Genomic DNA, 23,737 nt, shown 5'->3' with positions numbered 1-23,737 from the left:
GGCACGAGCGTCCCTAAAACCGCAGCACGAGCCCTAGAATCGGCCCCTGCTGAACGGCGTCGAACACGAACCCGTCGTTGCTATAGTCCACGCCCAGTGCGCGGTAGCCGGCGACCGCCGAAATCGTGTCACTGAACCGGTAGCCGATCGCCGCGGCGACGTCCCAGTCGAGATCGGCGGCACCGGCACCGATGAGCCCCCATCCCGTCAGGTAGATTTCAGGTGTCAGCGAATAGGTTCCACGAAAGCCGCCCAGACCGTCTACCCAGGTTGCATCATCGCTTCTGGTGCGCCCATCGAGAAGCCCGCCGCGGAAGGAAAGTTCGCTTTCGACGGACCAGACGCGCAGGCCGCCGACCACGTCCAACCGCGCCGCCCCGCTCTCGAAGACGGAGTATCCCGCGCCGAGCAGCCCGGCGAAGGTTTCCGATGTGAGCTCGACGTCCGTCGCGAGAATACCTCTTGGTGTGCCCGCCTGCCCCGAAATCTTGGTATACATGACATCAGCGAAGATGCTGTACGGGCCGTTGCGGGCTTCGCCTATCGCCATCGCGCCGAACTCGAGATGGTCGAAGATGTCGCTGAAACTGGCATCGACATCCACCGCCGGCAGCCCGAACTGCGCAACGTCGCCCGACAATCCGGCCGCCCAGAAATAAGGGGCGAAGGAAAAGGTCCATCCGTTTTCGGTGGTCGTCTGCTGAAGCTCCGGCGTCATCGGGGAATAAATGTCCGCGGCCTTGACCGTGCCTGCAGCGAGGCAAGTTCCGATTGCCGCTAGAGTACGAACGATGCAAATCTTCATGATATCTCCCTGTGACGATCGCTGTTGCGAGCAACCTTTCTGCTAGTGCTCCGGCTGGAGACCGCAGCTTGATGAAGTGTCTTCCGAATGCCGTTCTCTGCCGGCCTATCGATTGCAGTTTCCGGACATCGTCTGACTTTCCTTCCCGCACGCGCTATCGGCCGTGTTCGAACTTGCCCCGCCGGATGGTCCGACGAGTGTCTCGACGTGGTGGACGTAATTCTGCCGCGTGTTCTGATCAACGATTGCTGCCGGAGCAGCAACGACCAGGCCTGCGGCGGTTCCGACGGTGTGCGCGGCACCGGCGGTCGCCGCCACGATATGGTCGCCAAGCCCCAGGCGGCTGTCGGTCAAGGCTTGGCCGCTGGACAGGCGGCTGCCAATCAGTTGTACGATTTCAGGCGACTCCGCGAACTTGGTGTGGTGCAGATTGTCGCCCGCCTTGATTTTGGTGAGGTCGACGACGGTGATTCCATTCGCGGCCAGCTCTTCCTTGTAGGGCGACTGCTCCGGATCGATCGCTCCCAACCGGGAGACATTTCCCCAGACGCGACGAGAAACGGCGAGTGCACGGTCATCGCGCGAGACGAAGAGGGTGAAGCGCGGGCGTTGCTTGCCCATGTCGGCAATCTGCGAGCCGAAGACGTCTACGTCTACATCCGGCGCCGCCAGCATGACGTTTTTGAACTTGGCCGGCAGCCCATCGTTGCGAATGGCCATCTGGCGCAAGGATTCCAACGCCAGCCAGTTGCCCATCGAATGCGCCAGGATCGATACTTCCTTGACCTCGGGATCACGCGCCAGATACTGGAACAAGCGCTCCACGGCGTTGCGGGTATAGTTGGTGCTTTCGCGATCGTAGCCATAGGCCAACAGACTCCCGCGTGACGGCCACGTCGCGAGCACCGGCACGCTGCGCGCGCCCGAGTCGTGGATGATCTGCGCGAAGCGGAAGACAGCATCCTCGAAGTGGTTGTTGAACCCATGGATAAAGACGAGGACGCTGCCGTCCGGACTCTTGCGCACATGACTGTTCAGCCATTTCTCGGCCGCACCGCGATCGACTTCCGCGGCCTTCAGCGTTGCGAAATCAGTCCCCGGATCCGGCGGGAGCTTGCGCGGCCAAGCGACTTCACCCGCCTTGCGTGCGGTCTCAGGCGGAATCGACACTGTAATTTCCGCGAATGTCGGGCTGAGCGCGCGCTCTCCGCTGAACATCTCGCCCGGCTTTTCCGCCCGGCTTCGGGTTGTCGTGACCAGCATCTCGACTTGAGCGGCTGACGGATTGGCCGCTACCGGCTCGAGGACCCCTGTCGGGCGGCCCGCACATGCGGAGAGCATCGTGACGCTCAAGGCTACGACGCACGGCAGCAGCGGCCATAATGGTGGTTCTCCGCCTTTGGCGTTCCGGGAGAAGTGCCGCGTCAATTCAATTACTCCTGTTCAACACCGCCGGCGGAAAGAGGAGCGGCAAACGAAGAGTTTGCCGCTCCAAGGCTTCAGCATCACCTTCGACCGAAACCGGTGCTCACTTCAAGTATTCGACCTTCAGACGTTCGATCTTGCTGTTGAAGGCGAACGGCTTGCGGTCAAAGTATGCGAGGGAGACTGGAGAGTAGCTGTCTCTGCCCACGTCGAAGGCGTCATTGGCGGTAAAAGCGAGCGGAGCGGAGCGCGGCACGCGGCCTTTCGCCACCTCTTTGTCATCGATGCGAATAACGACATCCAGCGGTGCGTCGCGATTGCTGCCGGCCCTGCGTGTTTCGACCTCTATGTTGACCTTGCCGCTCGGCAACGGTTCGGAGGATTCAAGACGTGTCCGCTCGATCTCGAACAGATTGTACTCGTAGGTGAGCTTGCCGTTCTCGACCCACAAAGCGACACCACCCGAAAAGGCACCCAATGCGTAGAGCACGCCCTCCGAGTCCGGCTTCAATTCCGCCTCGATGGTTACAAGATTGCTGCGGGCTCCAACTTTCGGCGCGGTGAATTCGGGAACACCGACGACGTCCTGCGTGAACTGGAACTCGGTCGCGGGATTAGACGGTGCATCTTCCGGATGGAAGACGGCAGACCATAGCCCTCCCCCGACGGGGAACACCTTGTTGGCTTCGGCCTGCACGCCAAACGCCTTTTTCAGTTCCTCGACTTTTTCAGGATGGTCGGCCGCGACGTCCTTCGCCTGGGAGTAGTCCTTGCTGAGATCGTGAAGTTCCCATACGTCATTGTCCGGCGACCATTTGAAGATGGCGGGATCAAGGCCGGGAGTCCATGGTGTACGGGGCCCGAAGACGGATGCGATCCACTCTTCCTGATAGATTGCACGGCTGCCCATGATCTCGAAGTACTGCTCCCTCTTCTGCCCCTGAGCCTCGGGAGAGTCGAAGGTGTAAGTCATGCTGACGCCATCGAGGGGGTCCTGGGTGATGCCGTCCACGAGCTTCGGCGGCTGGATGTCCAGAACGTCATAGATCGTGGGCACGATGTCGTTGAGATGATGAAACTGGGAGCGCGGTTTCTTGTCCGGCTTGATTCTGCTCGGCCAGGAGACCACGAGCGGCGTTCGCGTTCCGCCGAAATGGGCAGCGACCAGCTTGGTCGATCGATGCGGCGTCGAACCGGCCCAGGCCCAGCCGGCATGATACATATTGTCGGCCTTGGGTGACCCGAGAACATCCATTCCACCCAAATCATTCATCGCACGAATGTGATCCTTGATTTCCGTAGCGATGCCGTTCTGCGCCAGAAGCTCGCTGATCGTGCCGTTCTGGCCTTCCGCGCTGGACCCGTTGTCGCCCCAGACATAGAAGATGAGGGTATTGTCGCGAATTCCCAGTTCATCGAGGGCTTCGAGCAGCCTCCCGGCCTGAGTGTCCGCATGTTCGGTATACCCTGCGAAAACCTCCATCAGCCGGCGCTGGAACGGCTTCTCGTCTTCTGGAATATCCTTCCATCCCGCAAGCGTATCAGGACGGGTTGTTAGCTCCGTGTCCCCCGGAATCCATCCGAGTTGTTTTTGGCGGGCATAGATGCGCTCTCGCATGGCATCCCAGCCGTCATCGAATTTGCCTTTGTACTTGTCCGCCCATTCCTTGAAGATGTGATGCGGACCATGTGCGGCTCCGGGCGCCCAGTACATGAAGAAGGGCCGGTCCGGCGTCAGCGCGCGCACCTGCTTCATCCAGGACACCGCCTTGTCGGTCATGTCCACGGTGAAGTGGTAGCCTTCCTTCCCGTGAGACGGATCGACGCGAACTGTGTTTTCGACGACGGCAGGTTCCCACTGCGAGGATTCCCCGGCGAGAAAACCATAGAAATAATCGAACCCGATCCCTTCGCCCGCTGGCCAGTCCGTGTACGGGCCGACCGCCGTCGTTTCGTTGGCCGGGGTATTGTGCCATTTGCCGAAGGCTGCGGTCGCGTAGCCGTAATAGCCAAGGACTTTCGCGGCGGTTGCGGAGGTGCGTGGTATCCTCCCGGTATATCCGTCCCAATCGTTTGCCAACTCGGCGATCTGGCCATTCCCGACGCGATGATGGTTGCGCCCCGTCAGCAATGCCGCCCGCGAGGGGGAGCACATGGCGGCATTGTGGAAGCGATTGTAGGACACTCCGTCTTCCGCAAGACGGCTCAACGTCGGCGTTTCGATCACTCCGCCGAAGGTGTCCGGCAACGCCGGGCCGACGTCATCGAGCATGATGACGACGATGTTTGGGGCGTTCGCGGGAAGGCGCGGCTGCGCAGGCAACGGGCTGTAGGTGGACTGGGCTATTGTCGGGCCGGCTTTGCTCCCGGAGGGCTTCGGCGGAAAAGGCAGCGATTCCTGGGCCACTGCGGGAGCGCTCAAAAGCAGGAGTGCCGTGCTCACTCCCAACCAACGTGTTCTCGCGTGCTTAGGTGACTTCATGCGACCCTCCTGGTCTGATAACGCATCTGAAACCGACGTGACATGTCGAGGTGTCTATAGGCTCGGCATGCCGCGCCGCTGGACGATAGCGGCGGCAGTAGTTGGGCGCACATAGATGCGACCCGCCCTTCAACACCTTGCGCGGAATTCTTATCTCGGGCTGGCAGGGATCATGGCTGTCGGCTTCGCGCCCGCCGCGCGGGTTTCTGGGAATACAGCACGCCTTCGAGGGGTCTGCCTCGTGCCGCGGCGAAAACCAGTCGGACGTCCACTCCCAAACGTTCCCGATCATGTCGTAGAGGCCGTATCCGTTCGGCGGGAAGACTTTGACCGGAGAGGTGCGCGAATAGCCGTCCTCAACATCATTGGCTGTCGGGAACGCCCCCTGCCAGGTATTGGCCAGATGACGCCCGGCAGGGATAAATTCCGAGCCCCAGGCATATTCGGCGCCATCGAGGCCGCCCCTGGCAGCAAACTCCCACTCAGCCTCCGTTGGAAGATCCTTGCCCCTCCACCGCGCGTAGGCGAGCGCGTCGTGGTAGGAAACATGAACGACCGGATGGTCATCCAACCCTTTGATGTTGCTTCCGGAGCCGTATGGGTGACGCCAGCAGGCCCCCTGCAGAAAGGACCACCATCGAGTCCAGTCTTGCAGGTCAATGGCCTCGTTCGGCTGATGAAATACCAATGAACCGGCATACAGCATCTCCGGCAAAATACCGGGGTAGTCCCGTGGATCAGGAGGAGATTCCGAAAAGGTGCGATAACCGGTCGCCTCAACAAACTCCGAAAACTCGGCATTCGTCACAGGCGTTTCATCGATTTGAAAACCATCGACACGAACGCGATGCACCGGCCCCTCTTCGGGATAGTGTGCGTCGGACCCCATCGAGAAGGTTCCGCCCTCGATGAAGATCATGCCGGCGCGCGCGCACCCAGCAACGCCGGTTCGGTGAGCCGCTTCCAAGGTCACGCTTCCCCCTTGCCCGTGGCGACAACGCGTTCGCAACGCTTGGTCACAGAGTTACAATACGCGCAAGCGCGGCGCTTGCCATTTGATGCCAACTGCGGGCAGAAACGGCCTGTTCAAGTAGTCTCGACGGGTACCAGTGAGAGTCGCCCGAAACGCTGTAGTTTCGGCGATCCCGATAGCGGGGAGATCAGTCAGTCTTGTTCTGCGGCTGCCCGTTCGGATCTGCCGCAACAAGTCCCGCCCGGCGATAAGCAATTCAAACAAGAATGCAACAAGCGATGGTCTCGGTGACCTCGCAAGGCGAGCGGCGTAGGTGTTCACAAAGCCCGCTGTGCCACAGGGATCATTATCGCTGTACCTCAATCGCACCATGCTTCCAGTTGAGACGTGAGAAATCGATGGTTGGCTTTTGCAGCCGCCACGACGGAGCCGCCGCGGCTGCATGCGCGTCAATACGGATATCAACTCACCTTCTTCACGGGCGGTATCGTCCAAGAACCGTCAATGATGGACGGATTGCTCTCGTTGGGCCAATAGAGGCGCATCATGAGGATGAATTTTCCTTTGGGCGCCGGGAGCCAATTCGATTCCTTGTCCGCCCCCGGCGATTCGTGCTGGATAAACAGGTCGATCGAGCCATCCGGATTTGCCTTGAGCGGCTGCCGTGCACTGATCGAGTAGCGATTCAGCGGATTGTCGACAAAGAAGTAGTCCGCATCATACATGGTCAATGACCAGAAGCCCGAAACGGGCGGCGTGAGGCCTTTCTTGAACGTCAGAACGTACTTCTCGGACCCGTTATATGCCCGCTTGATCACTCCGCTGTCGGACTTCAGCGACGTTGGGTAAATCGCATCCTGCGGCCGGTTTGCCCCGAGACCGATCGCGGTGATCAGGGCACGCTGGATATAGTTGGTGCCGTAGATACCCGTCTTCGTCGTGAAGCCCCAGCCATCAATATCCTGCACGTCGCCGCCGCTGAATTTGAAATGCGTCATGATGCGCGCGAAACCGAGCTGCGGCACGCGTTTTACGAACGCCGGATCGAACTTGGTCTTGTCGAAGTCCTGGCCAGGAACGATGCCAAGTTCGGCGAGCTTGACGACCATGGGCGCATCCGCATCGGTCGGCGGATTTCTTTTCAGAAGCTCGGCGAAGAGCGTGAAGTACTCGATGGCGTCCATATTGTTGACCTGCTCGCGAACGGCAGTCTTCATGTCGATCGACGGATCGACCTTGCCCTTCGGTGGAGTCCAGTCCTTCCCCCATGCGCTCAGAGGGTAGAGCTTCACTTCATCCTGCAGCTTATGAACTTCAGCGTAGTCCTCCTGGGTGCCCGTGCAGTAGATGCGTCCAAGCAGCCAAACGATGCTCGTCGGAGACTTATATTGGGTCACGCCCTCCGGGAGCGTCCCCTCCCAACCTGGGCCAGTAACCACGAACGTCTGAGCGTCCGTGCCCGTGGTGCGCTTTCCGGGGACGTCGAACACTGTGGTCCAGCCATCCAGCATCGGAAACAGGGCATAGCGGTCTTTCATGTCGGGCAGGCTGACGACCCAAGGCTCATCCCCCACATCGAAGAACGCGGTCGTGTAGAGGGTGTCGGCGTTTGGCGCCGTCACATCTCGGAACTCGGCGTCAGGATACTGGCGCAACTTGATCAGATGCCCCATGGGACCACGGCTTCCCTCCGCCTCGGCGACGTTGGTAATTACCCGCCTTGTCATTTCCATTGTCACGAGAGGATATGCATAAATATAGGCCTCGACAGCCAGCGCGAACTCATCGAGTCCTTCCGGCAAATCTGCCACTAGCCCTTCTGCGGCCATCACCGGTGTACCGAGAGACCCAGCCGCCAGCGCCCCAAGACCGGCTGCCGTCAAGTCACGACGCGTAATATCCATTCTATCTCTCCAGCGAAAAATTGAGTTGCGACGCAATGCACTGAGTTCAATCGATGTAAACGACGACGTAGCGCCCATCGTACGGTTGGTAGTAGACCCCGCCGCAACGCCACACCACGGCACCGTTGACGCTGGTCCTGACGCAGCCGGCTGGCAGCGTGGCGGCATAAATCGTGGAGCGGCGGATCACTCTACGCGTGGTACGGCGGGCGACGCCGGCCACACTTCCCGGGGTTATCGGTCGCCCTATGACTGCGTGCGCCTCGGATACGAACGAGCCGAACGGCATGAGACCGAGATTGTCCGCCGCAAGCATTGCTAAACCGGCGATGGCGACTGAAACGACTTTCAACTTGCGCCTCTTCATTGCCCCGCCTCCATTGAAAGCTCGCCGGTGACGTCGGCATGGACGTGCTCGACTTTGTTCGCGTCCGCTGGCGGCGTGAATTTAAACTGCGCTGCTTCGATCGCATCGGAGTTCCAGTTGCTCAGCCGCAGCGTGTATTGCGGCGCGCCGGTCATCCATTTGGTCGTGATGACGTATTTGAGCGGCAATGGCTTGCTGCCCTTGCTGATCCAGATTTGCCAATCGACGACGTCGGTCCTGAAGGCGAGATGATCGCATTCGACACCATTGACGAACGCCGATCCGACAAGAGTCCCCTCGGTGACGCCATCGGTGAGGACGGTATAAGGGTCGCTTGCCAACAAGTCCGCTCCGGGAGCGTCAAGTTCGGTTGCGGCGCGAAGCTCCTCTGTCGCATCTTCAACGCTGCGGCCAGGACTTTGCAGTTGTGCGTAAGCGTTTGTGATCCGGTCGTGAAGCGATATCGTGTTGCCGTCGAATATCACCTCCGCCCGGGCAAATGGGCCCATACGCTTCATCCGGAAACCCTTCGCACGATCGAGTGCAATCGAGCCGGATGCGCTGTACTGGATCTTCTGGCCATCCAGAGTGAGGATTTCCTGATCCGCGTCGTAGTCGACACTAAGAGTGCGCATCGACTTGAGATTTTCGCTTGCCGCAGCGAGGATTCGATCGGCCTCCGGGTCGATCCCATCTCGTGCCGAGACGGGCCATGCGACCGCGCTGGCTGCGAGCATCGTTATCAGTGTGCACGAGCGCCATGCCGCGCGGGGCCATCTCATCATGCGTCGATTCATTTGCTCACCTAGAGGACTCGTTTCTTTCTGACTTCGCTCGCCGCCCAAAGACGGAGGACAGTTCCGGCCCGCTCCGATCAACTTCCCGCAAAACCCTTCACAGTCGGTTGCATACTGCTATAGTGCTCAACTTACGTCTTGCCTTTTCACGCCAACTTTGCTGCTCGGATGTTACATTCTGCACCCTCGATCAAGGTTAGGGCCTTCCTGCCGATGGCGCCCTATCTGGCCAAGCACGATATCTCGGCGATCGAATTCTGCGCGCGCCTCGGCATCTCACCGAACGTGTTTCAAAACGCGGACGGCTGGCTTCCGCGCGCCCAATGCTTTCACATGGCCAACGAGGTGGCAGCCCTCCTGGGAGACCCATTCGCCGGCGCGCATGTCGGACGCTTGACCGAACTGCGAGATCTCGGCCCATGGGGACGATCGGTTCTCGCAGCGGAGAACGTGGCCGATGCATGCGTGCTCGCGGCAGCCAACGTGTCATCGATCCATCACGGATCGGATATACGCTTCTTGGTGGAAGGCGGCACCGCTCGCATCATCTTCCGCTTCGCTGATCGTTTCGAGTTCGATCCCCGGCATTTCATTTTCGGCAGCCTCGCTGTGCTGCGGAAGGTGCCGCTTTTGGCGGGTGAACCCTCCGCGATAAGGGTTCGGCTGACAGCTTCGAGAACGCGTGGGAGCGAGGCGCTGGAGGAGTGCTTGGGCTCCAACATCGAAACGGGATGCGACTACGATGTGATCGAGTTCGATCGGGAGTTGCTCGACCTTCCTCTGAAAACCCCCGGAAATCGGCCCTCGAAGGTGACAGAGGCACTGGCTGCGGCGATAGAGGCGGCGAAGATGCTCAGCGAAAGGCTTTCCGACGGTCATGAGCTTGGATTGGAGGCCGTAGCGAGAAGCCTTGGCATGTCGGCTCGGACCCTGCAGCGGCGCCTGAAGTTTTGCGGTGTCGATTTCGAGGAGTTGCTCGACGAGACGCGCCGCAGTGAGGCCATCCGATTGATCTGCGAAGGCGTTCACAGCATGACCGACATCGCCTTTAAGGTGGGCTACAGCGATTCCGCGCATTTCACACGCGCGTTCAAACGCTGGACGGGAGTGGCGCCATCGCGCTTTCAGATGGGTCGGGAATGACAGGCGGCGCCCTCCAGCGAGACGGTCGTGCAGAGGCTGCGGGGTTTTGAACGGCCAAACCTTATCCCAAGCCCAACTGCAGGCCCATTACTCGCGTCAACGGGCTCGAACTGCGGATCTTGAATCCGCGCTTGAAGCATCCTGCTCCAGGCGATCCATTGACAACTTTGTGAAACGAGAACGTGTCTTCACGCGCCAGGAAGAAGCGTTCGTGTTGAAAACTCCTTTTCACCACGCGATACCTCGCTTGGGTGAATGACTCGCCTCCGGATCTAGTCTAATGCAGCAGGTGCACAACTTCTAGCCGCACTCGTTATAGGCGAGTCGCGTGGGGCGCAATTGAGGGGACCATGGCCAAGCTGACGTATTTCTTTCCGGACGGTCAATATCCGATGGACTACACGCCATCCGTTGACGGCTTCGATTTCAACCCGATGTTTGCGGACTTAATCAATCTCGAAACCGCCATTCTGGTCGGGACACCGAGTTCGACCACGATGACCTTTCAGCTCGACAACGGGCTCAAACTTCGGATCGTGGGCACGGGCTTCTCATTCGATTCGGATGGAGCCACGGGCGGCACAATTGCCAGAATCGACCTCCTCCAGAGCAACGGAACGACTCTCGTCCAGAGGCTCGAAAGCCTGAATTTGTCTCTGATCTCCTTCGAAAACGCGGCTGCGACCTACAACCCGTACCAACTGGAACAATGGCTGATGAGCCGAAGCGATACGCTTGTTGGATCCGCCGGCGACGACGATATTTTTGGTTGGGGTGGGAACGACACGTTCTCCGGAGGCTCGGGCGACGACTATATGGTCGGAGGACAAGGAAAAGACACCTATAACGGGGGTGCTGGTTACGACTACTTGAGCTTCGGCGACGCCAATGGCGACCCCGCCGCATTCCAGGGCATTGTTCTCGACGCAGCGGCTGGAACCGTCACCGACCCTTACGGGAATGCCGAGACATTCACGAGCATGGAATCGTTCCGTGGAACACAGTTCGCGGACACGATGCGGGGCTCAGCCGCGGATGAACAGTTCGACGGGATCGGGGGCCGAGACTATATCGACGGTCGGGGCGGTTTTGACGTGATCCGTTTCCATCGCGACGCCGATAATGGCGGCGCGCTCGGTGTCACCGTCAATCTTGCGACCGGCGTCGCCATCGACGGGTTCGGAAAGACCGACAAGTTTGCAAACATCGAAGCAGTTCACAGCACAAGCTTCGCCGACAAACTGACCGGGAACGCCGGCAACAACTTCTTCCGGGCCGAAGCCGGCAATGACTATATTGATGGCGGTCTCGGCGCCGACACCATGAATGGCGGCAGCGGCAATGACACATACGTGGTGAATGAAACAGGAGATGTGATCGATGAAATCGCGCAGGGAGGAAGCGGCATCGACACGGTTCGATCTTCTATTTCTTTCAGCCTCGTCTCTGGCGCAAGGCTCGTGGGAGCGGTCGAGAACCTGACGCTGGTTGGCACTGGAAACACGAACGCCGTAGGCAACGCCCTCGCAAACACGCTGGTCGGCAACAGCGCAAACAACATTCTGAATGGCGGCACCGGAAAAGATAAGCTGACGGGCGGCCTTGGAAACGACACGTTCTTCTTCAACTCCGCGCCGAATGCTTCCGCCAACGTGGATACTATTACGGACTTCAGCGTCGTCAACGATACGATCCGACTGGAGAACGCTGTCTTCACCGCGATTGTGGCCACAGGAGCGTTGGCCGCGGCGCAGTTCGTCAAGAACACGACCGGACTGGCCGCGGACGCCAACGATCGAATTATTTACGAAAGTGATACCGGCAAGCTGTTCTACGACAGCAACGGAAATGCCGCCGGAGGATCTGTTCATTTCGCGACTGTAGGAACAAACCTTGCGCTCACCGCTGCGGATTTCTTCATTGTCTAAGAGTGGGGCGCGGCTTCGGCCGCGCCCGATTTGACACGCGAGATAGAAGGCATGGATTGCAGAAACACTGCGAATATTGCGACGGGCGGAAAATAGGCTCTCCAGCCCTTCGCCCCCCAAAGTCAAGCAATGTTCAAACGTGACAGACGACGGGGCAGCAATGCGGATTGCCGTACGCCACGCCCCGCTACTCGGCAGACCTGTATTGCAGCGTGAACACATTTCCGGCGATCTCGTCGGCGAGTGTCTTGGAAAACTCCAGCGGCGTGCAGCCTTGCAGCGCATCGGTCGCCGCGGCGATGAAGGCCTTTCGTTGGGCTGCGTCGCCGGTGACGTTGATGGCGGTCGGTTGCGGGGGGCCCATCAGCGTTCCGTTGCCCCTGAAGCCGAACCTCAGCGTGACGAAGGAACTCTTGATACCGGCCGGTGGCGTCCAGCATTTGCTGAGTGCTGCGCCCAGGTCTTCCACGGAATTCAGTGGTTCCGCCCGGACCTGATCCGTTGCGGAAAGGAGAAGTGCTCCGGCAAGAGCCGTTCTGACGAGAGCGTTCATATCACCCACCCCTGCGCGGAGCGGACATGGGCCGCGGGATCATCGAAATCGAGGAGATCGCGCATCGTCGGCACGGCCTTCGAAGTGATATCGACGAGTTGTCCCTCTCTGAGGATCACAAGACTTGGCCCTTCCGATGTCCGGATGCCAAACCCGGCCGACGAAGGTTCCCGTTTCATATGCAGCAGTCATTTCCCCATTCCCGATGCATGCAGCGTCTTCGCCGCATCCAGACGAGCTTTTTTGCAGTTACGATACGTATCTGTAAAGCACCTTTGCGAGGCAAATTGTAGCTCGGCCGGCCCGCAGCGGAACCTGGCAAGATCTGGAGCGTTTAATATTTGCCGTCGGTCCACCCGGCCGCGGCAGGGTCGCAACTATACTTGCGATGGTACGGAGTCCCTCCTTAAGTCACCGCTGATTTAGGGAGCCATATGCCGGCGATTTCTTATCGATCGGCGATGGATGACGTCCAGAAAGGATGTGAATGCGATGAATCAGCGTGAAGAATTGAAGGACAAGCCGCTCATCGATCCCGTGACGGGCCAGCCGACACCCCGGGACCCGGAGGTAACCCGGGAACCTGAGACGCGTGGCAGATGGTCGGGCCGCAGCAGTTGGCCGTTGCTGATCATTCTGCTCGCGGGCCTGGTGCTGGCGTTGATTGCCTGGTTGCCTGCGGAATTGACAAGAGATACGGAGGAGGCGACGCCGCCACCGGCAACCTCCGACCAGTCAACGACGCAGCCGGCACCGACCGACCAGGCAACGCCTCCGGCCGGAGAAGCGACCCCCGGGACGCCACCCGCACCGGAAACCCCCGCAGCCCCGGCTACACCACCGGCAACCCCGGCCCCGCAGCCGCAGACCACGCCGGCGCAACCAGCGCAATAAGCTTGGCCGAAGGTGCTATCAAATACGGGGAGAGCCAGCTCTCCCCGTATTTTGGCGACGACCGAAATCTCGCTTAGGCTTTGCTGCTCATGGAACAGATTCTCGCCGACATTCTTGTCGCAACGGAGATCCCCTATCCGGTGATCTTCGCCCGGTTCTGCGGCGCTATCCTGTTTGGTGCGCTGATCGGTATCGAGCGTGAAAAGCGGCAGCGGCCGGCGGGGCTTAGGACGCACATTCTCGTCAGTCTCGCCTCGTCGATTTTCGCCGTGATCGCTGTCGAAAGCGTGCACATGATGAGCCTTTCGGGACCTGAAGTGCGCATCGATCCGATTCGCGTCGTGGAAGCCGTCACCGCCGGCGTCGCCTTTCTCGCCGCCGGCATGATCGTGTTTTCGAAGGGCGAGGTCAAAGGACTGACGACCGGGGCCGGCATGTGGCTCGCCGGTGCGGTGGGCCTTTCTGTCGGCTTCGGTTTCTGGTTTATCGCCGCCTTCGCCGCCTGCGCCAGCCTTGCCGTGCTTTTCATCCTCTGGCGCTTGGAGGTCGCTCTCCAATGGAAGCCGCCGGAGCCGTCCGAAAGCGAGGGCGGCAATGAACACGCCGCCGTCCCGCACGAAGCCGCGGCCGTTTCGAAAGAACGTTAACTGCTGGAAACAACGGACGAATTTTTTGCTTCAGAACGACCTGCGAAGGATGTTGGGCCTGCACGCGAATCCCTCCGCACGGCCGGCCCTCCCGGTCGAAGTGCCTGCAGCATGGCGACTGCCCTGCGAGCATCTTCAGGCGTTTCGAATACCCGGCCGTCGAGCGGCCAGACGCTGTATTTAACAGCGACAAAACGCAATTGCCCGTTGTCAGGCATCAGTGCGCCGACCGCCTCGCCTGCGAATTCTATCGTCTGCTTGCTCATAGGTGTGAAACTCCCTCCAGGCGGGTCGCGGAGCGACGGGCATTCTTCGCCGGCACGCGCCAGCGGACCGAACCCTCGCCTTCAGCCACCAGCGAAACACATGAGCGGGTGTTTGGTTCCACAAAGGACAACAAAAACGGCAGCGCGCTATCCGCGGCGGGAGAAACCATCACGCAGCTTCCAGGCGCAAAGACAGCTCCAGGAGGGACGAACCTCGCACGCGCTGACTACGCCCAATAAAGGCGTAATTTCAAAGCGTTATGACCGCTTCAGGTGAAACGATGAAAGGGGTCTATGCCAGAAAGCGCTCTGGCCGATAGGGCGCGATGTCGATCACAGTCTTCTCGCCCGTCATGGCCTCCGCCAGCGCACGGCCGGTGACCGGGCCGAGGGTCATACCGTGATGCGCATGACCGAAGGCGAACCAGAGACCTTCGTGCCGGGGGGCCTTGCCGATGATCGGCATCATATCCGGCGTGCAGGGCCGCGCGCCCAGCCACGGCTCCTCGTCGCGCCGCTCGGCCAGCGGGAAGAACTCGCGCGCAACCCTTTCGGCCCGGGTCAACTGCACCGGCGTTTTCGGCGCATCGCGAAGCGCGAATTCGGCACCAGTCGTCAAGCGAATACCGCGCAGCATCGGCGCCAGGAAATAGCCCTTTTCGGCGTCGAGCACCCAGTTGTTGAGCGCCGCCCCTTCCTGGACCCCATAATGCATATGGTAGCCGCGCTTGACCGCGAGCGGAAAATGATAGCCGAGCTTGCGCGTAACCGTATCGGCCCAAGGCCCGAGCGCCACCACGACCTCGCGGGTTTCCAGCGGACCTTCCGGCGTGGCGACCCGCCAGCCGGCACCCTCGAGGATGTGTTCCAGCGTCGCGGCATCGCCCGAGACGAGCCGGCCACCAAGCGACTGGAAATAGCCGAGATAGGCCTTGTTCAGACTATGCGGATCGCGGATCGACCAGGGGTCTGTCCAGCGCAGGCCGCCGGCGAGTTCGACGCGGATGGAGGGCTCAATCGTCTTGAGCTCGCTCGTCGAAAGCTTCTGATGGTTGACGCCAAAACCGGCGGAGAGCTTCTCCGCGTCCTTGTAGGCGGCATCGCGCTCCTTTTCCGTGCGGAACACCTTCATCCAGCCGTCCTTGCGGATGAGGTCGCCGGCACCGGAGGCGTCAATCAGGTCCTTGTGTTCGGCAATCGAGTTCTCGATCAGCGGCGCATAGAGATGCGCGATCCTCTGGTGCTGAGTGAAGCCGGAGTGCCACCAATAGCGCGCCAGAAAAGGCACCAGCCCCGGCAGCGCACGGAAATGATAGCTCGCGTCGATGGTGTTGTTCAGCGCGTAGCGGAAGAGCGCACCGAAATCATGCGGAAAGCCGTAGGGAAAAACGCCTTCGCGCTGGATCAGGCCGGCATTGCCGTAGGACGTCTCTTCTCCCGGGCCACGTCGATCGAGAAGCACCACGGATTTCCCGCGTCGCGCCAGGTGGATGGCCGCGGAAATGCCGACGATGCCGGCGCCCAGTACCACTACGTCAGTCTTCATATGCCGATGCCCCGCTTGCTCACTCGGAATCCGCCGCGGCCGCCGGAGGCCGGCCACGGCATCTGCGCCGCTACTTTTTCAACTTGCTCATAATCTGCTCCAGGGAACCAAGGAGCAGAGCCGAAACGACAAAGGCCAGATGCATGATCGTCGCCCACATCAGCTTGTCGCTCGTGAATTGCTGGGCATTGAGGAAGATCTGCAGCAGGTGGATCGACGAGATCGCCACGATGGAGGAGGCGACCTTGATCTTCAGGCTGCCGGCATCGAGCTTGCCCAGGAAAGAGACCTCGCCCTCCCCCTCGTCGAAGCGGCTGACGAAGTTCTCGTATCCGGAAATCATCACCATGACGATCAGGCTTGCGACAAGTGCCGCGTCGATCAGGCCGAGCATTGCGAGAATCATCTCGGCATCGTCGTAGGAGAAGACCAGGCCTGCAACCTTCAGGAACTTGTAGATGAAGGAAACGCCGTAGAGAGCAAGCGCTGCAACCAGCCCCAGATAAAAGACGACCAGTAGCCATCGGCTCGAGAGAATGATGCGCTCAACGATAAGTTCCAGGGACTTCATGGGATCGTGTTGTTCCTGACCAATGGCGGATACCCGCATGAATAGCCAAGCGCATTGGCCAGAGCAAGCGACGGAACATTGCGCACACGGAAAGGGCGAAGCATCATGCTTCGCCCCTATCTCACCCACGAGCCCGCAGACTTGTTTTGTCAGGTCCTACGCATCAGTCCGGCAATAAGCGAAATCACCAAGAATACGAGGAACAGGAAGAACAAGACCTGGGCAATGCCCGCCGAAGCGCCGGCAATACCACCAAATCCGAGAATCCCGGCGATGATGGCAACGATCAGAAAGACGAGAGCATAGTAGAGCATCTATTATCTCCATGTCTGCGTTAGTGAAACTGAAAACGCCTAGCTTGTCGCCTTTGTTCCCATTTCGGTGTTTTCTGTACGCGCCACCTCGAAAGACTTTTGAGACGAATGAAAACCTTTCATTAACCAAAGAACGGGAAACAGTCCAAGATCGGCACACCTGGACAAAATTTGCCAGGAACCTTCGATAGGGCTTGGCGTTGTTCCGGTAACGAAAGCTCTTGGGAATGCAATGAAGATTCCGTCGCGACATATATGGAAATCAGTGACCGAGCTCGCCCGGCACAATGCGGCCTTGCGCAACCATAATCTGCACATCGGCAGAACGATACGCGACCTTCACATGCACACGGAAGAGAAGCGCAACAAACGGCTCAAGACCCTGCTTGAGGCTCTGGAAAGAGCCGAACGCGACACCCACTGACAATGAAAGAAGGGCATGCATCGCAAGATGCATGCCCGCGTCTAACGAGTTCGCCGTCCCGTCAATGACGAGATGCCCATTCGTCGATCTGGCGCTCAGCCTCTTCCTTGGCAATTCCGTAGCGCGCCTGAATGCGCCCGGCGAGTTCCTTCCGGTTGCCGTTGATGACGTCGAGATCATCCTTGGTGAGCTTTCCCCACTGCACCTGTGCCTTGCCCTTGAATTCGGTCCAACGGCCTTCAATCATGTCCCAGTTCATGAAAACGCTCCTTTTCAATCGGTGATGCGGAAATCACTCCTTGCCGGACGGAGGACGGATACCACCTGCAACCTCATAAGGCTCCTCATCTGGCGTCACCGTCACTTCAAGCTTCTTCGCGGGCGTGACCGTCCATTCGATTACGGCACTCTCGACGAGCAGCGCAGGGTCGATCGCGGCGCACTTTCCGTATGCCGCCTTGAAGACCTTGCCGACCTCCTCCATCGCCGGAGGAAGCAAGGTTTCGCATTCCTCCGCGGTTTCGAATGCAACGACCGGCGACGGTACCTCGCGGCAGGCTGACGTCGCCTGCATGCAACCGACGAGAATCATGATGGCGGCAACATGTTCCATTTCCGCGCTCCTTCAACGCAACATCCAGAACAAACGGCAGAGACCCGCCGCCGGTTCCTCGGTCGCGTGAACAATCGCTTCGGGACCGCTCGAACCGCCTGTTCATGGCTGCGCCAGCTCGTCTGCTGCACGGCACCAAAGTTGAACACGCAGCAACCCTCGCGCGCGTCGGCGGCCGAACTGCGGAACAAAAAGGCGGCGATCGGCGTTTGCGCAGCATTAACAAACGGCAATATTCAAGGAGATTAGGAATGAGAGCGCCGACAGCGCCGGGTGCGACTAGCCCCACAACAGCGGAAGCGCTCGATGGTCGCCGGCAGCACGGAAGGTTGGGACGCGAACCTTTCTCATGACGTCTACCTCACGATGGTCGCCGTGTCCGGACCGGATGCGGCTTGTTTTTTCTTAAAGTTCAGTAACCAAACCTCGGATAGGAACGCACCATGAAGAAGATACTTCTCGTAGCAAGCCTGATCCTTCCCCTGGCTGCCTGCACGGCAACGGAAAGGGGCGCCGGCATCGGTGCCGCATCGGGCGCGATTATCGGCGGGGCAGCCACTGGAAATGTTCGCGGAGCAGCCGTTGGCGCCGGCATCGGCGGCGTAGCCGGCGCGCTTATCGGCCGTGCGAACGAGCCCGGCTATTGTTACTATCGCGACCAATACGGCCGCCGCTACACCGCGCGTTGCTGATCGGGATAGGCCATTAGATCATTCCATTGTCTTGTCGAGGCAATGAGATGGTCCAACTCCTTGAAACGACGCGATTCCGGGCAGAAACACCCTTCCTGGAATCGCTTTCCTGCGTCTTTTCAGACGTGCGAGAGTCGAATTGGTGCATGTTTTTGTCTTTGGTGCGAAACCCCGGTCGGCGCCGAAACGTGCCGCCGGGGTGCCATGGCACCTTGCAAGCTCGCGTGCCATCGCAACTCTCATGCCAAGCGGCTTAACCTCGCGGCAATTTATTCCCGTGATTGGGCGACCTCGGCCGCGTCAAGACGCTCGAGCAGTTCGATGAACTGCTGCGGAACGGGCTCGTTCTCCAGAGCCTGGTAAAGCGCCTTCAGCCCCGAAGCGATCTGTGCGCTGGGGTCCGTCATCGAGGGAAGCTTGGCGGCGGCGCGTGGCGCCTTGGGCTCATTCATTTTCCGGTTCCGCACGCCGAAGGCCGTATCCCCCTGTTTCGGCCATTCCTGTTCCATATGCCGTCATCTGCTCGCTCAAGGCTTTCCATAATCCGAAAGACGTGCTCAAAACATTGACGTATCCTGCTGCACGTCCGTTGTCCGCAAGACCGGGACTATACCGGCACAATAGTTTAGGAAGGCCTAAATGTCACTTTCCACAAGGATTGCGCCACATCTTCCCTATCTGCGGCGTTATGCTCGCGCCGTGACAGGCTCGCAAGCCGCGGGCGATGCTTATGTCGCCGCCGTTCTCGAAGCGCTGATCGAGGACGTCAGGCTCTTCCCAACAGCTTCCAATGACCGGATCGGCCTCTACAAGCTGTTCTGCTCCCTGTTCGAGAAGCTCGAAATCGATCGTACGCAATTGACGTCGCCCTTCGCCTGGGAGCGAAATGCGGCCGCCAATCTGTCGCTGATCGCGCCGGCACCACGCCAGGCTTTCCTCCTGATCGCCGTCGAAGGCTTCTCGACGAGCGAAGCATGCGAGATCATGAATCTCGACACAGGCGCCTTCGCCACCCTCCTCGCCGGGGCGTCGCAGGAGATCTCGCGACAGGTGGCGACCGACGTCATGATCATCGAAGACGAACCGCTGATTGCCATGGATATCGAGGACATGGTGACGAGCCTTGGACATCGCGTCACCGGCATCGCCCGAACCTATCGCGAGGCGCTCGAACTCTATCGGACGACATCGCCAAGAATGGTTCTTGCGGACATCCAGCTCGCCGACGGCAGTTCCGGTATCGACGCCGTCAACGATATCCTGGCCGAAACTGCCGTTCCGGTGATCTTCATTACTGCCTTCCCCGAACGGCTCCTGACGGGCAAGAAGCCGGAGCCGGCTTTTCTGGTAACGAAGCCCTTCAATCCGGAAATGGTGAAGGCATTGATCAGCCAGGCTCTGTTCTTCGAAGAACAGGCACGGGCCGGGCGCTCGTAAACTCGAGGCCTCCATCACGGCGATCGGGTACGGATCGGAAATCACTCCGGCAATTGCCGCTCCGGCGGCAGTTCGCGCACCTGCTCGAAAATGGTCATCGCGATAAGCGAAAGTGGCAGCGCCAGAATCGCCCCGACGGCGCCCCACATCCATGTCCAGAAAATGATCGCGACGAAAATCAGAAAAGGATTGACCTCGAACCGGCGCCCCAGGATCGCCGGCACGACAAGATTTTCCATGACCAGATGCACCAGGAAGAAGGCAGCGGCGGGCGCAATCCCCAGAAGCAGCGCGTCATGCGTCATTAATCCGCCAACGAGCAGCGACAGCGTCATGAAGGTCACACCCAGATAGGGAATGAAGCTCGATACGAAGGCAAAGAGCCCCCACAAGGGCGCCATGGTCAATCCGCCGACAAGCGCGATCACCATCGTCATCACGCCGAGCGCCAGATAGATGAGGCTCGCTGTCGAAAAATACTGAGCGAGGGCATCCTCGGTCGCATTCATGACGCGGATCGCGCTCAAGCGATGCTCTCTGGCGGCAAAGGCAAGGATGATCGTGCTGCGCAGTTGAAGGCGGCCGAGAAGGAAAAGAACAAGGGCCGCCAGAAAAATCAGTGTCTGGACGAGTGCCGGCGTCAAGCCCGCCGCAACGGCTCCAAGCAACGGCCCCGCGTTCTTCACGAAAGTGTCGGCGAGGGCCGCCTCGTCGGCGTTGCGCAGCAGGGCCATCCTCAACCAGGTGAACCGCTCGATGAACGGCAATATGCGCTCCATGACGCCCTCGGCAAGCCGGGGCGCCTCGCGCGCGAGGTCGGTGATCGGGGCAAGAAGCGCATTCACCAACGAGGACAGCCCGAGCACGAAGAGAAGCGCCAGCAACAGACCGCCGAAGATCGGCGGCAGGCCGAATCTCTCCAATTCGTCGGCCGCCCTGCCGAGCACGATGCCGACGATAATCGCCAGCGTGATCGGCATCAGTATCGCTTCCATGGAATAGACGGCGGCCGAACAGGCGATGATGAAGAGACCGATCGTGCTCAAGGCGACCAGCAACTCCATGCCGTTGCGCTTTCGCGCGGCGGCCGTCGGCGATGCGATCAGGACGATTTCCTCCGCGCGACGCTTCCGTTTGCGGTCGGTCGTGACGTGCCTTGCTGTCTCCATCGGCGTCCTTCGCTTTCGCTACCGGTTCGCAACATCGCCACGGCCATCGACCGGACGATGCCAATGCCGTGCAGGAAATCCGGAACCGTACGCCGTCGCCCCGCGCACCCGGCAAACCAGCCTTCCGCCCATGGTGCGCTCAATATTGCCCGGGTGGAAATATGTGTAGCGTCAGGGACAGCAGGCCCAGCCCCAGAACGATCATCAGCAGCGTGCGCGCCACTTCATCCGTTGTCTGCGGAATGAGTCCGAAACCGATAAGGATCCCGGCGAGCGCCAGCACACAAAGCCTCGGCAGCCAGTAGAGCATTGGTCATTCCTTCCAACTGCGGAACGACCGATAAACGTCCGAGCGAGTGCTTGGTTCCTAAAGCGCCGTGCGTCTTCCCAGGCGCACAAAGGTCGCTGCAGCACTTTGAATTGCTGCATGTTTTTATCCCTAAATCGCTCTGATTTAAGGAAACATGCAGTCGGGCGGAAGCGGGCGAGCGGCCGAAGCAGAACGCCGCCGTGCACAGGGCACGACGGCGCGCTTCAATGTGGCCTACAAAAGCTCAAAAAAGGAAGAAGCTTAGACGGCTGCGGTGACAATGACTTCGACGAGGTATTCCGGCGTTGCGAGCTTGGCTTCGCCGGTTGCACGAGCGGGGGTATGGCCCTGCGGAACCCAGGCATCCCAAACGGAGTTCATCTTGGCGAAATCCGCCATGTCCGCGAGCCAGATCGTTGCCGACAATATGCGCGTTTTGTCCGTGCCTGCGAGGGCGAGAAGACGATCGACTTCGGCGAGGGCCTGCTTCGTCTGGGTGACGACGTCGTCGCCGGCGTTGCCGACCTGACCGGCCAGATAAACCGTGTTGTTGTAAACCACGGCCTGGCTCATCCGCGGGCCGGTTTCAAAGCGCTTGATTTCCATTGTCGTCATCCTGAAGTTTGGGCCGGACCTCTTCCGTCCGGCCGATGGCGTCCGCCGCCGAAGGTGAGTGATGATGGCGGCGATGAAGCTCTACACGAAAGGGAAGTGAAGACCAAGGAGCCGCGGTCGACCCGACATATGGAAAATTGAAGGGCGGCTGCGCCCTGCCCCGGGTAGGGGACAGGGCGAATATCCTAGGCGGCTTTCCGTGCGAGGCGCGCTCGGATGCTGGCGACGTCTGCGCGCGGCGTGGCGGCAAACAGGGTCTTGGTATAGCTGTGCTTGGGATCCGCAAAGACCTCGTCCCGACTGCCGTATTCCACCGCCTCGCCGTAATACATCACCATCACGTCGTCGGCGATATAGCGTACCACCGAGAGATCATGGCTGATGAAGACGTAGGTCAGATGGAACTCGTCCTGCAGGTCCGCGAGCAGGTTGAGCACCTGGGCCTGGACCGACAGATCGAGCGCGGAGACGGGCTCATCCAGCACGAGGAGACTAGGATTGAGCATCAACGCGCGCGCAATGGCGATGCGTTGACGCTGGCCGCCCGAGAACATGTGCGGATAGCGGTTGTAGTGTTTCTCGTCGAGACCCACCTTCTTCAGCATCGTCATGGCGCGGTCACGTCGCTCGTCGGCCGGCGCCTTGGTGTTGATGACCAGCGGCTCCGCGAGGATGTCGCCGATCTTCTGCCGGGGGTTGAGCGAACCATAAGGATTCTGGAAAACGATCTGCACCTTGCGGCGCATTTCCGATGTCAGGCCGTCTCTGGCGATATCGACCTTCTTTCCGTCGATCAGCAACTCGCCCGCGGTCGCTGGATCGATCAGCGTGATGATGCGGCCAAGCGTCGACTTGCCGCAGCCGCTTTCGCCAACGATCGCCAGCGTCTTTCCTTCGTCCACCGTGAAGCTTACGCCTTTCAGTGCATGAACGGTGCGCGCCTTGCGGAACAGGTTGCCGGGAATGTGATAGTCGCGCACCAGGTTGCGGGCTTCGAGAACATGGGTCATCGAGTGGCTCCCTCCAGCATCTGCTGTTCGTTGAAGAGTTCCGAGATCGTCGGCAACCGGTCTCCCGTCGCGTTCTCCGGCAGGGCAGCAAGCAGCGCACGCGTGTAGTTGCTCTTCGGCGATTCGAACAGCGACAGCACATCCGCCTCCTCGATCTTGCGGCCCTTGTACTGAACGACGACGCGATCCGCCGTTTCCGCGACCACGCCCATGTTATGGGTAATCATGATGAGGCCCATGCGGTATTCCTGCTGCAGTCTCATCAGAAGGTCGAGGATCTGCTTCTGGATCGTGACATCAAGTGCGGTCGTCGGCTCATCCGCGATGAGGAGCTTCGGATTGCAGGCAAGGGCTATGGCGATCATGACGCGCTGGCACTGCCCGCCCGACATCTGATGCGGAAAATGGCCGAGGCGTTCGGCCGGCTCGGGAATACCGACGGACTCGAAGAGCTCGATCGCGCGCTTGCGTCGTGCCTTACGGTCGAGTCCCATATGGATGCGCAGCACTTCCTCGATCTGGAAGCCGACCGTGAAGCACGGATTGAGGCTGGCGATCGGCTCCTGGAAGATCATTGCGATGTCCTTGCCGACGATCCTGCGACGGTCCGCCGCCGACATTTTCAGGAGATCCCGTCCGTTGAAGGCAAGTTTGTCCGCCGTGACCTTCGCGGTCCAGGGCAGAAGCCCCATTGCGGCAAGCATGGACACGGATTTGCCCGAGCCCGATTCTCCGACGATCGCCAGGACTTCGCTCTCATGAACCTTGAGCGAAACGCCGTCGACGGCCCTGAACGGCCCGGTGGCCGTCTGGAATTCAACGACGAGATTTTCAATTTCGAGAAGCGCCATG

Annotated in this window: 27 protein-coding genes and 1 pseudogene; 6 read left to right on the top strand and 22 right to left on the bottom strand. The window is 59.9% G+C overall.

Going from position 1 to position 23,737, the window contains the following annotated elements; genetic code table 11:
* Positions 1–13 precede the first annotated feature (13 nt).
* From QN224_RS03470 to QN224_RS03440, 7 genes are all read right to left on the bottom strand, one after another.
* Entirely contained in the window at positions 14–805 is a 792-nt protein-coding gene (locus QN224_RS03470) for a hypothetical protein (RefSeq protein ID WP_283975541.1), read from the bottom strand.
* A 105-nt stretch (positions 806–910) separates the two neighbouring features.
* On the bottom strand, positions 911–2,233 hold the full coding sequence (locus QN224_RS03465; RefSeq protein ID WP_283975540.1) for an alpha/beta hydrolase: 1,323 nt from the start codon (positions 2,231–2,233) through the stop codon (positions 911–913).
* Between the two features lie 100 nt (positions 2,234–2,333).
* Entirely contained in the window at positions 2,334–4,712 is a 2,379-nt protein-coding gene (locus QN224_RS03460) for an arylsulfatase (RefSeq protein ID WP_283975539.1), read from the bottom strand.
* Positions 4,699–5,631, bottom strand: a complete 933-nt coding sequence (locus QN224_RS03455; protein WP_283976089.1) for a formylglycine-generating enzyme family protein — start codon at positions 5,629–5,631, stop codon at positions 4,699–4,701. The genes QN224_RS03460 and QN224_RS03455 overlap by 14 nt, the downstream gene beginning before the upstream one ends.
* A gap of 515 nt (positions 5,632–6,146) precedes the next feature.
* Complete coding sequence (locus tag QN224_RS03450) at positions 6,147–7,589, bottom strand: DUF1254 domain-containing protein (protein WP_283975538.1); 1,443 nt, start codon at positions 7,587–7,589, stop codon at positions 6,147–6,149.
* Between the two features lie 46 nt (positions 7,590–7,635).
* Positions 7,636–7,905, bottom strand: coding sequence for a hypothetical protein (locus tag QN224_RS03445; protein ID WP_283976088.1), 270 nt, complete (start codon positions 7,903–7,905; stop codon positions 7,636–7,638).
* A 47-nt stretch (positions 7,906–7,952) separates the two neighbouring features.
* The gene (locus QN224_RS03440) at positions 7,953–8,741 is read right to left on the bottom strand and encodes a DUF2092 domain-containing protein (protein WP_283975537.1); all 789 of its coding nucleotides are present in this window, start codon (positions 8,739–8,741) and stop codon (positions 7,953–7,955) included.
* A 225-nt stretch (positions 8,742–8,966) separates the two neighbouring features.
* Between QN224_RS03440 and QN224_RS03435 the strand changes: the two genes are divergently transcribed.
* Together QN224_RS03435 and QN224_RS03430 are read left to right on the top strand one after the other, a co-directional pair.
* Positions 8,967–9,896 (top strand): helix-turn-helix domain-containing protein, encoded by a 930-nt coding sequence (locus tag QN224_RS03435; protein ID WP_312841713.1) that lies wholly within the window; start codon positions 8,967–8,969, stop codon positions 9,894–9,896.
* Positions 9,897–10,246: 350 nt separating this feature from the next.
* Positions 10,247–11,824, top strand: a complete 1,578-nt coding sequence (locus QN224_RS03430; RefSeq protein ID WP_283975535.1) for a calcium-binding protein — start codon at positions 10,247–10,249, stop codon at positions 11,822–11,824.
* A gap of 187 nt (positions 11,825–12,011) precedes the next feature.
* Here the strand turns inward: QN224_RS03430 and QN224_RS03425 are convergent, their stop codons facing one another.
* Both QN224_RS03425 and QN224_RS03420 read right to left on the bottom strand, forming a co-directional pair.
* Entirely contained in the window at positions 12,012–12,377 is a 366-nt protein-coding gene (locus QN224_RS03425; RefSeq protein WP_283975534.1) for a hypothetical protein, read from the bottom strand.
* Between the two features lie 17 nt (positions 12,378–12,394).
* Positions 12,395–12,569 (bottom strand): annotated as a pseudogene (locus QN224_RS03420) (fumarylacetoacetate hydrolase); the annotation flags it as partial.
* 291 nt (positions 12,570–12,860) lie between these two features.
* On the opposite strand from QN224_RS03420, the gene QN224_RS03415 reads away from it, so the two are divergent.
* Positions 12,861–13,271, top strand: coding sequence for a hypothetical protein (locus QN224_RS03415; protein WP_283976087.1), 411 nt, complete (start codon positions 12,861–12,863; stop codon positions 13,269–13,271).
* Positions 13,272–13,360: 89 nt separating this feature from the next.
* Positions 13,361–13,918: an MgtC/SapB family protein gene (locus QN224_RS03410; protein ID WP_283975533.1), complete on the top strand. Its 558-nt coding sequence runs from the start codon at positions 13,361–13,363 to the stop codon at positions 13,916–13,918.
* Here QN224_RS03410 and QN224_RS03405 read toward each other — a convergent pair.
* From QN224_RS03405 to QN224_RS03375, 7 genes are all read right to left on the bottom strand, one after another.
* On the bottom strand, positions 13,915–14,184 hold the full coding sequence (locus QN224_RS03405) for a hypothetical protein (protein ID WP_283975532.1): 270 nt from the start codon (positions 14,182–14,184) through the stop codon (positions 13,915–13,917). The two genes, QN224_RS03410 and QN224_RS03405, sit on opposite strands and share 4 nt — an antisense overlap.
* A gap of 292 nt (positions 14,185–14,476) precedes the next feature.
* The gene (locus tag QN224_RS03400; RefSeq protein WP_283975531.1) at positions 14,477–15,730 is read right to left on the bottom strand and encodes an FAD-binding oxidoreductase; all 1,254 of its coding nucleotides are present in this window, start codon (positions 15,728–15,730) and stop codon (positions 14,477–14,479) included.
* A gap of 70 nt (positions 15,731–15,800) precedes the next feature.
* On the bottom strand, positions 15,801–16,301 hold the full coding sequence (locus QN224_RS03395) for a TIGR00645 family protein (RefSeq protein ID WP_173510823.1): 501 nt from the start codon (positions 16,299–16,301) through the stop codon (positions 15,801–15,803).
* A gap of 149 nt (positions 16,302–16,450) precedes the next feature.
* On the bottom strand, positions 16,451–16,615 hold the full coding sequence (locus tag QN224_RS03390) for a DUF1328 domain-containing protein (RefSeq protein WP_153438296.1): 165 nt from the start codon (positions 16,613–16,615) through the stop codon (positions 16,451–16,453).
* A gap of 262 nt (positions 16,616–16,877) precedes the next feature.
* On the bottom strand, positions 16,878–17,072 hold the full coding sequence (locus QN224_RS03385) for a hypothetical protein (protein WP_283975530.1): 195 nt from the start codon (positions 17,070–17,072) through the stop codon (positions 16,878–16,880).
* A gap of 28 nt (positions 17,073–17,100) precedes the next feature.
* Entirely contained in the window at positions 17,101–17,298 is a 198-nt protein-coding gene (locus QN224_RS03380; protein WP_269277887.1) for a CsbD family protein, read from the bottom strand.
* A 33-nt stretch (positions 17,299–17,331) separates the two neighbouring features.
* Positions 17,332–17,652 (bottom strand): hypothetical protein, encoded by a 321-nt coding sequence (locus QN224_RS03375; RefSeq protein WP_283975529.1) that lies wholly within the window; start codon positions 17,650–17,652, stop codon positions 17,332–17,334.
* 443 nt (positions 17,653–18,095) lie between these two features.
* On the opposite strand from QN224_RS03375, the gene QN224_RS03370 reads away from it, so the two are divergent.
* Positions 18,096–18,344, top strand: a complete 249-nt coding sequence (locus QN224_RS03370; RefSeq protein ID WP_153438302.1) for a glycine zipper domain-containing protein — start codon at positions 18,096–18,098, stop codon at positions 18,342–18,344.
* A 269-nt stretch (positions 18,345–18,613) separates the two neighbouring features.
* Here the strand turns inward: QN224_RS03370 and QN224_RS03365 are convergent, their stop codons facing one another.
* The gene (locus tag QN224_RS03365; RefSeq protein WP_283976086.1) at positions 18,614–18,751 is read right to left on the bottom strand and encodes a NepR family anti-sigma factor; all 138 of its coding nucleotides are present in this window, start codon (positions 18,749–18,751) and stop codon (positions 18,614–18,616) included.
* Positions 18,752–18,983: 232 nt separating this feature from the next.
* Here QN224_RS03365 and QN224_RS03360 point away from each other — a divergent pair, with 232 nt between their 5' ends.
* Positions 18,984–19,781, top strand: a complete 798-nt coding sequence (locus QN224_RS03360) for a response regulator (protein WP_283975528.1) — start codon at positions 18,984–18,986, stop codon at positions 19,779–19,781.
* Positions 19,782–19,822: 41 nt separating this feature from the next.
* Here the strand turns inward: QN224_RS03360 and QN224_RS03355 are convergent, their stop codons facing one another.
* From QN224_RS03355 to QN224_RS03335, 5 genes are all read right to left on the bottom strand, one after another.
* Entirely contained in the window at positions 19,823–20,950 is a 1,128-nt protein-coding gene (locus QN224_RS03355; RefSeq protein ID WP_283975527.1) for an AI-2E family transporter, read from the bottom strand.
* A 139-nt stretch (positions 20,951–21,089) separates the two neighbouring features.
* Entirely contained in the window at positions 21,090–21,260 is a 171-nt protein-coding gene (locus tag QN224_RS03350) for a hypothetical protein (protein WP_173510829.1), read from the bottom strand.
* A gap of 261 nt (positions 21,261–21,521) precedes the next feature.
* Positions 21,522–21,866 carry a RidA family protein gene (locus QN224_RS03345; protein ID WP_026613150.1) on the bottom strand — a complete coding sequence of 115 codons (345 nt, stop codon included), beginning with the start codon at positions 21,864–21,866 and terminating at the stop codon, positions 21,522–21,524.
* Between the two features lie 194 nt (positions 21,867–22,060).
* Positions 22,061–22,885, bottom strand: coding sequence for an ABC transporter ATP-binding protein (locus tag QN224_RS03340; RefSeq protein ID WP_173510830.1), 825 nt, complete (start codon positions 22,883–22,885; stop codon positions 22,061–22,063).
* The gene (locus QN224_RS03335; protein WP_173510831.1) at positions 22,882–23,736 is read right to left on the bottom strand and encodes an ABC transporter ATP-binding protein; all 855 of its coding nucleotides are present in this window, start codon (positions 23,734–23,736) and stop codon (positions 22,882–22,884) included. Before QN224_RS03335 ends, QN224_RS03340 begins: the two co-directional genes overlap by 4 nt.
* Position 23,737 lies beyond the last annotated feature (1 nt).

This window comes from Sinorhizobium sp. 7-81 (assembly GCF_030124405.1).
Taxonomy (GTDB): Bacteria; Pseudomonadota; Alphaproteobacteria; order Rhizobiales; family Rhizobiaceae; genus Sinorhizobium; species Sinorhizobium psoraleae.
Note: the sequence above shows the minus strand (reverse complement) of the source record. Positions and strands in the feature narration are given on the sequence as shown.